Source organism: Novosphingobium sp. BL-S-21 (assembly GCF_055521655.1).
The window spans coordinates 618,610-630,852 of sequence record NZ_CM145495.1; the positions used below are offsets into that span (position 1 = coordinate 618,610).

The 12,243-nt window shown below is 63.3% G+C and carries 9 protein-coding genes; 6 read left to right on the forward strand and 3 right to left on the reverse strand.

Translation table 11 applies throughout. The annotated features are described in order from the left end of the window. Positions 1-102: 102 nt before the first annotated feature. The 3 genes from ACZ1J6_RS02350 to ACZ1J6_RS02360 all read left to right on the forward strand — a co-directional run bounded on the left by ACZ1J6_RS02350 (position 103) and on the right by ACZ1J6_RS02360 (position 4,819). Complete coding sequence (locus ACZ1J6_RS02350; protein ID WP_134094319.1) at positions 103-1,014, forward strand: LysR family transcriptional regulator; 912 nt, start codon at positions 103-105, stop codon at positions 1,012-1,014. Positions 1,015-1,196: 182 nt separating this feature from the next. Further along, positions 1,197-3,710: a TonB-dependent receptor plug domain-containing protein gene (locus tag ACZ1J6_RS02355; RefSeq protein WP_134094320.1), complete on the forward strand. Its 2,514-nt coding sequence runs from the start codon at positions 1,197-1,199 to the stop codon at positions 3,708-3,710. Between the two features lie 8 nt (positions 3,711-3,718). Beyond that, positions 3,719-4,819 carry a cytochrome-c peroxidase gene (locus tag ACZ1J6_RS02360; protein ID WP_134094321.1) on the forward strand — a complete coding sequence of 367 codons (1,101 nt, stop codon included), beginning with the start codon at positions 3,719-3,721 and terminating at the stop codon, positions 4,817-4,819. Here the strand turns inward: ACZ1J6_RS02360 and ACZ1J6_RS02365 are convergent. Beyond that, entirely contained in the window at positions 4,806-5,168 is a 363-nt protein-coding gene (locus tag ACZ1J6_RS02365) for a hypothetical protein (RefSeq protein WP_166675248.1), read from the reverse strand. The two genes, ACZ1J6_RS02360 and ACZ1J6_RS02365, sit on opposite strands and share 14 nt — an antisense overlap. 179 nt (positions 5,169-5,347) lie before the next feature. On the opposite strand from ACZ1J6_RS02365, the gene ACZ1J6_RS02370 reads away from it, so the two are divergent. Beyond that, the gene (locus ACZ1J6_RS02370) at positions 5,348-5,962 is read left to right on the forward strand and encodes an energy transducer TonB (RefSeq protein WP_166675249.1); all 615 of its coding nucleotides are present in this window, start codon (positions 5,348-5,350) and stop codon (positions 5,960-5,962) included. A 36-nt stretch (positions 5,963-5,998) separates the two neighbouring features. Here the strand turns inward: ACZ1J6_RS02370 and ACZ1J6_RS02375 are convergent, their stop codons facing one another. After that, positions 5,999-7,312: a cytochrome P450 gene (locus tag ACZ1J6_RS02375; RefSeq protein ID WP_134094323.1), complete on the reverse strand. Its 1,314-nt coding sequence runs from the start codon at positions 7,310-7,312 to the stop codon at positions 5,999-6,001. 227 nt (positions 7,313-7,539) lie between these two features. On the opposite strand from ACZ1J6_RS02375, the gene ACZ1J6_RS02380 reads away from it, so the two are divergent. After that, positions 7,540-8,133 carry a TetR/AcrR family transcriptional regulator gene (locus ACZ1J6_RS02380; RefSeq protein WP_166675250.1) on the forward strand — a complete coding sequence of 198 codons (594 nt, stop codon included), beginning with the start codon at positions 7,540-7,542 and terminating at the stop codon, positions 8,131-8,133. A gap of 20 nt (positions 8,134-8,153) precedes the next feature. On the opposite strand, the gene ACZ1J6_RS02385 is transcribed toward ACZ1J6_RS02380, so the two are convergent. Further along, positions 8,154-8,888, reverse strand: coding sequence for an SDR family NAD(P)-dependent oxidoreductase (locus ACZ1J6_RS02385; RefSeq protein WP_208324849.1), 735 nt, complete (start codon positions 8,886-8,888; stop codon positions 8,154-8,156). A 513-nt stretch (positions 8,889-9,401) separates the two neighbouring features. Between ACZ1J6_RS02385 and ACZ1J6_RS02390 the strand changes: the two genes are divergently transcribed. Continuing rightward, the gene (locus ACZ1J6_RS02390; RefSeq protein ID WP_134094326.1) at positions 9,402-12,182 is read left to right on the forward strand and encodes a TonB-dependent receptor; all 2,781 of its coding nucleotides are present in this window, start codon (positions 9,402-9,404) and stop codon (positions 12,180-12,182) included. Positions 12,183-12,243 lie beyond the last annotated feature (61 nt).

The following is a 12,243-nucleotide window of genomic DNA, read 5'->3' on the forward strand; positions in this document are numbered from 1 at the left end:
CGCTCCCCCTCGTGTTGTTTCATGGGGACATAAAATGGCTGTACCCATGCATCCATTTCAATTTACGTGCTCCTGTCATCGCAGAATGAGATAGGTCGTCATATGGAAATGCGCCGCCTGAGCTACTTCGTGCGGGTCGCCGAAGATGCCTCGCTGACCCGCGCGGCAGGGGTTCTCAATATCGCGCAATCGGCCTTGAGCAGGCAGATGCGCTTGCTTGAGGAGGAACTGGGCGTCGCGCTGTTCGCCAGAACGCCGCGCGGCATGCGCCTGACGAGCGAGGGCGCGCAGCTGCGAACCGCCGTTGCCGGGCCGTTGCGCGAACTGGAGCTGGCTATCCAGAACATGCGCGCGCTCCCTTCGCAGATCGACGGCAACGTGGCGCTCGGCCTGACGCCGGGCATCGCCGATCTGATTGCGCGGCCGCTGGCCGAGGAACTTCACGCGACTTTCCCGAGAGTCCGTTTCCGGCTGAGCGAAGGGCCGACGGGCAGCCTGGAGGATTGGCTTCGGCGCGGGATGATCGACCTGGCGGTGCTGGAGCAGCCCTCCCAGAGCGAGCAGCTGGTGGTCGATCCGCTGGCCGATCTGCCGTTCTGCCTGTTCGGCGCAAGCGCGGCATCCGAACTCGGGTCGCAGGCGCCGGACACGCTTCTGAGCCCGGATGCGGCCTTCGCGTTCCCCCTGATCGTGCCTTCCCACCATATGGGCATGCGCCCGGCCATAGACGATGCCGCGATGCGAACGCGCGTGCAGCCCCGGATCGCGTTCGAGGCGGACTGCACCCGGCTTATCAAGGATCTGGCGCTTTCCGGAATGGGCCACGCCCTGCTGCCGCTGGCCTACATCGGCGCGCAGGACGGGAATATGCGCGTGCAACGGATCGACGATCCCCTGTTCACGCTGAGGATTTCGCTCTGCACGCGCAAGGACAGCCAGATCTTCGGCAGCAAGCGCGCGATGATCGATGCCGCCATTGCCCGGATCCTGCGCGAGAGGCTGGCGCTGGTTTAGGGCAGGGCCTACAGCTTTCCCCGTATGGATGCCCACCGAGACGAGGGGCGCGTGATTGTCGCCCCGTCACCGCGCGGTCCCGACGCTCACCAGCCACGCAGTAAATATGCTAATGAGAATCGGTTGCAATAGCTGACCTGTCTGGCTAGAGGCCGCCCCAACAAAACAACAGGGGTCGCCCAATGCATATTACACTCGCGCGAGCGTTGTTCGCGACGGCTATGGTCGTGCCTGCCATTCCGGTGCAGGCGCAGGACCAGTCCGCCTCCGGCACGGTCGAGCAGCAGTTGCCGGCAGTCGTCGCGGACGGAGAGCGGGCCGATGAAAGCTATGTCATGGGCACCGGCGCGGAGGCCGGGACGACGCGGATTACCGAGAAGGAAATTCGCGCCCGCGCGCCGGGCTCCGGCGATGCCAACCAGTTGCTGAAAGCGTTGCCCACCGTGCAGTTCCGGCGCGACGAGTACATGGCAACGCGCGAGGATATCCAGGATATCCGGCCGTCCGACATCTCGATCTCTGGCGGGCGCTACTACGAGAACCTCATTACGCTCGACGGCATCGATGCCAATGCGCGGGTGGATATCACGGAGAGCAAGGCCGCGAACTTTGCCGAACCCGTGGGCGCGTCCGCGCAGGCGCTCTGGGTCGACACCAATCTGATCGGCGAGATCACGCTTCGTGATTCCAACGTCTCGGCAGAGTACGGCCGTTTCACCGGCGGCGCGCTAGACATCAAGACCCGCGCACCGAAGCGCGAGTTCGGCTTTACCAGCACAGTGTCCTACAGTTCGGACGCGATGACCCATTTCAGGATCTCCGAGGGATCGCGCGAAAGCCTGGACGGAGAACTTCCCGCAAAGCCCTCGTTCGAGAAGTGGCGCTATGGTGCGACCGTCGACCTTCCCGTCAGCAGCGCCATCGGCCTGCTCCTGGGCTACAACCGATCGCAGTCGCGGGTCACGTATACCAAGGCGGAAGCCTACGGCAGCAAGCCTTACGGCCAGTCCAGCACCAGCGACAACTTTCTCGCCAAGGCGGATGCGGATCTTGCCGGCGACCTGAAGCTGACCGGGCAGTTCTCCTACACGCCTTACGAGAGCGAGGCCGAGGTGAACAACTCTATCGATTCGCAGATGGTGTCACACGGGGGCGGCGTGACCAGCCGGCTTGAACTGGCCAAATCGGGCGAGACCAACTGGTCGCTTTCCGCCAGCTTCTCGCACAGCGATACGAGCCGCGATGCGCCCGGCACGCTCTACAGCATTTCTTCGTGGACCGAAGTGGGCAGCGGATGTTCCACCTCCGCCAACTGCGCGATCGGCAGCTTCGGCGATATCCGGCAATGGCAGAACAATTATGCGTTGACCGGGCGCTGGTCGATGCCGCTGGGGCCGGGCCGTCTTGCCGCCGGCTTCGACTACCAGCGGATCGAGGCCATGCGCAGCCGCCTGGAGGACAATTATTCCTACCGGGGAACGACGGACCAATCGGACGCGGCGACCATCGCCTGCGCACAGCCGGACAGCCTGACTTGCACCACCGGTGAATATGCGCTGACGACCGCTTCGCTCTATCAGGCCTATCGCGCCCGCGTGAACCTGGACAGCGTGTCGGGATGGGCGGAATACACGGCCGAGATCGGCGATTTCACGCTGCGCGGCGGGCTGCGCTACGATTACGAGAGCTTCCTCGGCAATAGCAACTTTTCCCCGCGCCTTTCCGCGACGTATGCGCTGCCGTGGGACGGCTGGAGCGTGACGCTGGGCGCCAATCGCTATTACGGACGCTCCATGCTGGGTTATGCGCTGCGCGAGAAGTACCCGGACAACTACATCTATACGCGCACCGGCGTCACGAGCAGTGGGATCACCACCTATTCCGACGAGGACTGGTATCTGTCCAGCACCAGCCATACGGCCAGCTATTCGGACGGCAAGAAGAAGACGCCCTATTCGGATGAACTTTCGGCCGCACTGTCGGCACGCCTGCTGGGCGGCAGCCTGAGGATCAAGGGCATCTACCGCGAGGGGAATGACGAGTTCACCCGCTCGGCGGGTGAGAAGGTGAGCAAGACTCTCGATAACGGTAAAATCTCGACCTATACGCAGTACGTCCTCACTAACGACGGCTACAGCAAGTACCGGGGCGCCTCCTTCGAATGGACGCGCAGCTTCGGCAAGCACTCGGTCGCCTTCAATACCAACTTCTCGAAGACCACATCCACCAACGACGACTACATGGTGGAGGTGGACGACGACCTGGCGAACCTGATGGTGTCGTTCCAGGGACAGGTCCTGAGCTATTCCGAGGTCATTGCCCTCAACCAGCGGCCCGACATGGCGGTGCCGTTCATGGCCAACATGACCTGGACCGCGCTCTGGCTGGACGACCGGATCACCACCAACGTCAATCTGCGCTATACGGACAAGTTCAAGCGTATCGAGGATACCGGCAGGAACGAGACCATCGATGGCGCCAGTTACGATGTCTACGACTATGTGAAGTATCCGCGCTCGATCGACGTGAACCTCAATGCGCAGGCCGAACTCGTCCGCCCCAGCTATGGCGTGCTGACTGCGGACGTGCGCGTGGCGAACCTGTTCGACCGGATTCCCTCGCCGAACAGCACGGCGACCGCGCAGCCCTACCAATATGGACGCTCGTTCTGGGTCGGCCTCAACTATCGGTTCTGATCGTCTCGATGTCCGGTGTCCGCCTGCTGCCGCGTATCGTTCTGACACTCGCGATCCTCGCGGTCGGGGGGAGTGTCGTGGGCCGCGCGCAGCAGGCGGGCGGGGAGGGAGTTCCGGCAGTGGGGGCACTGCGGGCGCTCTATGCGGGCGGTCCGGCAACATGGCCGCGCCCGCGCCTGGGGGAGGGGGCTCGCTTCACCGAGTTCGGCCCGCTTCCCCGGCTCCCCGAAGCCTCTCCGCGCGAAAAGGCGCTGGCGGAGATCGGCAGGCGCATGTTCGACGATCCGGCGCTGTCGCGTTCCGGCCAGATCGCCTGCGCCTCGTGTCACAGCCCGGAACTGGGCCTGGCGGACGGGCTGCGCACCGCGTTCGGGCATGACCGGCAGCGGGGGCGGCGCAATGCCCAGTCGCTCTATGCCGCGGCCTGGATGACGCCCTTGTTCTGGGACGGCCGCGCGGCAACGCTGGAAGAGCAGGCGCTCCACCCTCTGCTCGACGGCAAGGAGATGGCGGGCAGCGCGCGCCTGATCGAACCGCGCATCAACCGCGACAAGGACTACCGCGCCGCGTTTCGTGAATTGAATGGCCATCGCCGCGTGACCTTGCAGGACGCCGCCGCCGCGATCGCGGCGTTCGAGCGGACCTTGCAGCCCCCGCGTTCGCGTTGGAGCCGGGTAATGGAGCGGGGCGTCTCGGTGCTGACCGATCAGGAACTCGCGGGCCTGCATCTGTTTCGAACGAGGGCGGGGTGTGCCGCCTGCCACAATGGGCCGCTGCTGAGTGACGGGCAGTTCCACAATCTCGGCATCAGTTTCCATGGGCGGTCTCGCGAGGATCTGGGGCGCTACGAGGTTACGCGCGATCCGGCGGATGTCGGTCGGTTCCGCACACCCTCCCTGCTGGGCGTAAGCCGCAGCGCGCCTTATATGCACAATGGTCTGTTCCCCACGCTCGAGAATGTCGTTGCGCTCTATGACGGCGGGGGCGGACGGGATCGGGCGAGGCGAATGGGCGAGGCACCGGCGCCGATACCCGACCCGCTGGTTTCGAAGCTCGGTCTGACGCGAGACGAGCAGGCCGCGCTCGCTGCCTTTCTCAGGACGCTTTAGCGTGAGCGCGTCTGGCTACGAGATAAGTGAGCGCGGGCGGCAGGATCGCCACCGGTGCGATCCAGGCGAATGGATCGGCAAAGCCGAACAGCAGGCCGAACAGGCCGAAAACCAGCGCGGCGCCGTTCACGAGGGTCTGAAACACGATGCGGCGGCGAAGCGGGCACAGGATGCGGGCGACATTGCCGAGCCAGAGCAGCGCCAGCAGCGCGAAACCCGCCACCAGAGCATGCTCGGGAGAATTGCCGAGCGCATGCAGCGACAGCAACTTGCCGACGAACCCGAGGCAAAGCAGCGCGTAAGCGCTATTCACGGAAAGGGCCAAGGTATCCAGCCAGCGCAATTTCATCGCAGTTTCCCGATATGCTATTGCGACACGATAGCAATAAAAACAGGCGACGCGCAATGAATTCGTTCCGAATCTCGTCGCTTGCTCTGACTTGCGCCGTCCATGTGACTGTTCTCGGACTGGCGTGGATGGCGTTTGGTCCCTCCAGACAAGTGGGCGAACCCGGGCACAGGGGCGTCGTGTCGTTCCGCTCCGTGGACCTGTCCCGGCCGGACGAGACGCCGCAGGCCGAGCCCGCGCCGGATCCGCCTCGCAAGTCCCTTGCCGTAGCGAATGCGACCGATGTGCCCGCGCCGACCGTCAGGCCTCTGGTACAGGTGGTCGCCCCGGTTTCCCCGCTGCGCCTGTCGGACGACATGGCTCAGGCACCTGCCGTTCCGCTTCTCGCGGCATCTCGGCCGCCGTCTTCGAACCCTGGGAGTGGATTGACGGCGGGGTCGTCATCCGGCGAGGGCAAGGCAGCCGCGCAGGACCGTGCCGCGCCGCCGTCTGCGGGTAGCCGGGGCGAGGATTCCTATGCGCGCCGGGTCTTTGCATGGATCGGCCGCCACAAGGGTTATCCGGGGCGTCTCGCCCGCAAGGGCTGGGAGGGCACGGCCTTGGTGCGCCTGCTGATCGACGAGAACGGCCGCCTCGAAACGGCCGAACTGGTTGGCTCCAGCGGCCATCCGCCCCTGGACGGCCTCGCGCTGAAACAAGTGCGCGACGCAGTGCCCTATCCGCGTCCCCCCAAAGGCCTCCCGCGTGCCGGACGGCAGTTCCTTGTGCCCATGACTTATCAGCTGGAAGGATGAGCGGCCGGTTGATTCCCGTGATTCAGCCGGACGAACTCAAACCGCGGGTTCCAGTTCGACATGGAGGTTCGCGAGGCCTCGCATGCTATAAGTGGGCTCGAAATCCAGGATGCGGTTCTCGGCGGTGCCGTGGCGATCTTCCGACAGCGATATCCAGCGCGTGTGTTCGAGGAACTTCTCGAAGATGATGCGGACCTCATAGCGCGCCAGCGGCGCCCCGGCGCAAGTATGGGCGCCGCGGCCGAAGGCGAGGTGCTGTTTGATGCCCGGCCGCCCGAGCCTGAATGCGTGAGGTTCCTCCCACCGGCGTGGATCTCGATTGGCGGCGGAAATGGCGATCACCACCTTGGTCCCCGGTTCGATCTCCATGTCGCCGACCCGCATGGCACGCCTGGCAAGGCGCTTGACCACTTTCGTCGAGCCTTCGAGCCTCAGCACCTCCTCGAGAAACGCCGGGATCAGGCTATGATCGTCGCGGAGTTGCTGCTGCAGGCCCGGCACGTCGACGAGATAGCGCATGGCATTGCCGATCAGCTTGGCGCTGGTGTCCTGCCCCGCTCCGAACAGGAAAGTGGCGAGACGGATCAGTTCCGGGATGTCGGGCTGGGTGCCGTCCGGATAGCGGGAGTGGGCGAACTCGGAAAGGACGTCGTCCCGGGGCGGCTGGGCCCGGCGCTCGGAAATGTAGCGGTAGAAATAGGCGGCCATATATTCGAGCGGATTGACTTCTTCGGTCTCGCGCGGCCTTGCAGCCCATTCCGCTTCCTTGCCCGGAGGCGGCGCGGCCTCCATGTTTCCGGGCGGCGGGGCAAGGTCGATGATGCGGCGAAAATCGTCCCGGTCGGCTTCCGGCACGCCGAGGATATCCGATACCACGAAAGTGACGAAGGGGCTGGCGATCTCGCCGATCAACTCGCATCCGCCCTGCGCGACGACGCCGCGAACCATGCGATCGGCGAGCGCGGTGACGTAGGCCTGGTTGGCCTTGAGGCGCGAGGGCGTGAAGAGGGCGGAGATCAAGGCCCGCGATTGGACATGCGGCGTGCCGTCCTTGGCCACGAGGAGATCGGCAAGCGGGATGTCGCCGCGGTGCTCCTCGATCTGCCCGGAGATGTCCTCGGCGTCGGGTTCGAACGGCAACGGCAGAAGCGGGCCGCTGACACTGATCGCGTTCGACCAGTCGGCCGCGTTGTTGAGCAGCTCGACCGCTTCCGCAAAGCCGGTGACGAGGACCAGGTCGCGGTTGGCCATGCGGCATACCGGCCCCTTGGCGCGCATTTCCTCGAACCAGTCGTAAGGATCCAGCAGGACCGTGCGGTCGGTGTAATAGTCGCGCTCCGTCGTGTTCATGATGCTCTCCCGTCAGATAGGGCCAGGGTCTCGGTCCGCACGGGGCAGGACCGCCGCCCATCGGCGCCGCTTCGAATGATTTTAGGCATATGAAGGCCGGCAAATGCCTTGACGCGGCGGGCCATTCGATGATGACGCCGATACCACCGCGTCGATGAATGAGCAGGCCGCCTTGCCGTTTCGGCACGCCGCGTATTACCGTCAGCGTGCAACAGAGGATTGTTCGAGTGTCGATTCCAGACCGCGCCCGCGAACGCATCAGCAGACCGCACGACGCCCGCGTGACGCGCTCTCGCGAAGCGCTGAAGACAGCGCTGCTCGAACTCATAGACACCAAGCCCCTCGATCTCATCACCATCAAGGAGATCACGGCGCAAGCGAAAGTCAGCTACCCGGTGTTCTTCCGGCAATTCGCCAGCAAGGAAGACCTGCTGGCCGATGTCGCGACCGAACAGGTGCGCCATCTGCTGCGCCATTCGCAGCCCGCGTTCGAGCGCAAGGCCACCAGCTCGCTCGATGACTTGTGCCGCTACGTGAACGGTCATCGCAAACTCTGGTCGACCCTGCTGACAGCCGGCGCGAACGAGAAGATGCGCGCGGAATTCTCGCGCATCGCCAACGAGATCGCGGAGAGCAGGCCTCGCGCCAACCCGGCTTTGCCGGCCGACCTCGTTACCGAACTCGTCACCAACGCCATATTCGACATATTGCGCTGGTGGCTGCGCCAGGACGAGGACTATCCCGTTGGCAACGTGGTCAAGTTGCTGGACACGCTGGTCGTGCGCGCGTTCACGCGGCCGATCGCGATCCATCTGGACTAGGCTGCCCGTCATCGGCCGGCTCAGGAGTACATGCCGCCGTTCACGTTGATCTCCTGCCCGGTCACGTATCCGGCATGGTCCGAACATAGCCAGTCGCAGGCAGAGGCAATGTCTTCGGGCATGCCGATCCGCTTCAGGGGGACGCCCTGCACCATCGCATCGATGCGCGGGTTGCTGCCGTCGACCTCGGTACGGCGGCTCAGCCCGGTATAGACGATCGCCGGCGGGATCGTGTTGGCCGTAATGCCCAGTTCCGCGAATTCGCGTGCCACCGCCTTGGTCAGCGACGTGACGCCGCCTTTCGATGCCGAGTAATGCGCCATGCTGGGCGCGCCGACTTGCGCGCTCATGGACGAGATCGTGACGATCCGCCCCCACTTGGCCGCGATCATGTCGGGGATGGCCAGCTGGATGCAGTGGAACATGCCGGAGAGGTTGACGTCCAGCATGCGCTGCCATTCTGCCACGGTCATTTCGACGAAGGGCTTGTATTCCGAGATGCCGGCATTGGCGATCAGCAGTTCGATCGGTCCAAACGCCTGGCGCGTTTCGGCGACAGCCGCTTCCACCTGATCGCGATCCGCCACATCGACGGTGAAGGGACGCGTGTCGAAGCCCCGCGCATTGAGCGTGTCCGAGGCTGCCCGCACCTCATCCCCATTGCGGTCCATCATCGCCACCCGGTGCCCCTTGGCGGCAAACCACTGCGAAACACCCAGGCCGATGCCGGAAGCAGCGCCCGTCACGATTGTCACTCGTCCCATATCGAGTCCTTTTACATTATTAGGAATAACGTAAAATCCGAAACCTCGCAGGTCAATCCACGCCGGAGCGCGCGATGGGACTTCGCCCCGGCGTTGTTTCACGGTCGGGCTGGCTCGCTGATCCCGATCAATCGCAAAGCGCCTGATCTCCCCGCAGCGGCAAGTTCATCAGACAGTGCGCAGCCTGTCACGGTTGGTGCGTCCGGCGACGGGACATTCCAGAGGGTGGCGGCATTCCGGTCATCAGTACCGGGCCGCTACCCTTCAAAGATTTAATCCAACAGCCGCCGAGCCGGAGCCGCCGCCTTTGTCGCCACTTCGATGGCCGGTCAGCGCACGGCTTTGCGACATTATCTGACGCAGGCGATATACTCAGACTAATTTTTGATTGTCGAATCGATTTGAGAAAGATAAATGAAACTCAAATATACAGATATTCCCGATCATACGGACCTTTAGTGGGTCGTTAGATCAGCGGAATTGGGGAAACGGGGGAGATGCCAGATGCTTAAAGTCGGACTGTATCTATCGTGCGCCTGTGCCGCGTTCGCGGCGCCTGCTTATGGTCAGGACATCGCACGCGATGAGGCCAATCAAACGGATCAGAAGTCTTCGCAGCAGGACAAGGCCGATACTGCGGCTTCGGATCCTGTCTCGGCTGAGGACATCATCGTCACGGGCTTCCGGGCCAGCCTGTACAATGCGGCGCAGATCAAGCGGGAATCCGATGCGATCGTCGATGCCATCGTTGCGGAAGACATCGGCAAGCTGCCGGATAACAACGCAGCGGAATCGCTTGCGCGGATATCGGGCGTCCAGGTCAGCCGGTCCGGCGATGAAGCCAACCAGGTTCTTGTCCGCGGCCTGCCCGATGTCGCCACGACTTTCAATGGACGCGACATATTCACGGCGGAATCTCGCGGGGTCGCGCTCTGGGACTTCCCTCCGGGCGCGTTGCGCGCGCTTGAAGTCTTCAAATCCGGCACGGCCGATCTGGTCGAGCCCGGGCTGGCCGGTCTCATCAACGTCCGCACCTGGCGCCCGTTCGACTTCAAGGGGTTCGAAATCGCAGGCGCCGTTCGCGGTACTTACAACGACCAGTCGAAGAAGTACGATCCGGCCAATGCCAATCTCCAGATCACCGACCGCTGGCAGACCGGTATCGGCGAGATCGGCGCGCTCATCAACTTCGCCTATACGCAGCAACAGTTCCGTAATGCTGCCCGGTGGAACAGTGCCGACGTATTGGCGCCAGATGTCGCCAATACGGTCGAACCGGAATCGGTCGGCCGCGACTTCGTGTTTCCCGAGGCCGTCGGCGTCTTCTACAACAGCGGCATCCGCAAGCGTCCGTCGATCAATGCCTCGCTTCAGTGGAAGCCGGCGCCCAATCTCGAAATCTACGTCGATGGCCTGTGGCAGGCCTATCGCGGCCGCGACGCCAACGACTTCTTCGCGACATCGCTTCGCTTTGCCGGCGCGCAGCTCAGCAATGTCGTGCTCGATCCCGACGAACCGAACAAGGTCGCAAGTCTGACCAAGACCGGAGGCTGGCGCCCGGACATCTATCGTTCGACCGTCAATGGCGACACCAACACCTACCAGGGCGCGATCGGCGCGATCTGGACGACCGGCAAGGCGACGATCTCAACCGACTTCGCTTATACCGACAGTACCTTCAAGCAGACCGAATGGAGCCTCGATTCCGCCCTGACATCGGCCCCGACGGTGGATGCTGCGTTCGACGTGAAGGGATCGGCTGCCTTCTCCCTGCCTGGCTTCGATGCAACCGACCCCAGCCATTACCAGTTCCGCGGGTTCTTCGACCGCACATATGTCGGCAAAGGAAACGGCATCCAGTGGCGGGGCGACATTTCGCTCGAAACCGACATCCCGTTTCTTCCGCAGTTGCAGGTCGGCAGCCGCGTGACCACGCGCAATTCTTCGGTCCGCTCAGGTTCGCGCTATGCCTACCTCATGGACCTTGGCATCGGCATGAACGAACTCGGCCTGGGCGCCATGTCGCTGGTGGACGACAGCTTCCGGGGCGGCGTGCAGGGCTTCACGCAATGGCTTGCCCCTGAACGGTCGGCCATCCGCAGCAACATCGATGGCCTGCGAGCGATCGCCCTTGCCGGTTTGCAGCAACTCTCGGCTCTCAATCCGAACGATGCCGGGCTTGCCGACAACGTCGCGCGTTGGTCCAGCACCGACGTGCCGATCGACCCATTGGCATCGTGGGAGGCCAGCGAAAAGACATATGCCGCCTATGCCCAGGGCAAATATGCTTTCGACATCGGCGGAGTGGATGTCGGCGGCCTTGTCGGCGTGCGCATCGTCAACACCGACGGCGTCTATTCGGGCACGTCACTGGTGGACGGAGTTCAGACCCCGGAACAGAACCGGCAGAACTACGTCGACGTCCTGCCCAACGTCAGCATGCGCATTCGTCCCACCGACAAGCTTCAGGTTCGACTGGCCTATACCGAAACGCGAACCCGGCCGACTTTCGGCCAGCTCAATCCGGCGGTGAACATCACGCGCGCGCAGAACACCGGGGGCACGCCGGGGCGCTATGACGCTTTCGGGCGCGCCGGCAACCGCGATCTCGCGCCGCTGACCTCGCGCAATTACGACGGTACGATCGAATACTACTTCTCACCCCGGGCGGCGGCAGGGATCTCGGTGTTCTATCGCGATCTCGACGGCTTCATCAGCGACTATACCCGCGATGTACAGGATCCGGTCTATGGCCTGATCCAGGTCGTGCGCCCTGAAAACGCGGGTTCCGGACGTATCAAGGGCATCGAGGCCGGGTTCCACAGCTTCTTCGACTTCCTGCCGGGCTGGCTTTCCGGGTTTGGCGTTCAAGCGAACGCAACTTATCTGGACGGCAAGAACCAGCTTCCCAACGCTCTAGGGCAAGACACCAAGATGGTGGCCATTCCCGGCGTGTCGAAGTGGAGCTACAACGCCGTATTGTTCTACGAGCGGGGTAAGCTCTCGACCCGCCTTTCTTACAACTATCGCTCGAAATTCACCAATTTCTATTCGCCGGATGCCAATGGAAATCTCTACGTAGGCGAAGGCACCAAGCCGATCGCACGGTTGGACTACTCCCTTTCCTACACCGTCATTCCGGCCATCACGATCACGGCGGACGTCAGCAACATCCTGGGCAAGCCGTTCAACAACTACCGGTACTTCAACCAGACCCAGACCTACCCGCGGGATATCCGATACGAAGGCCGCTATTTCGGATTGGGCACGCGCTTCCGCTTCTGAGGACTTGCAGGCGCCATTCAACCTTCCGCGCCTGCAGCCACTAACCCGTCCGGTTCAATGA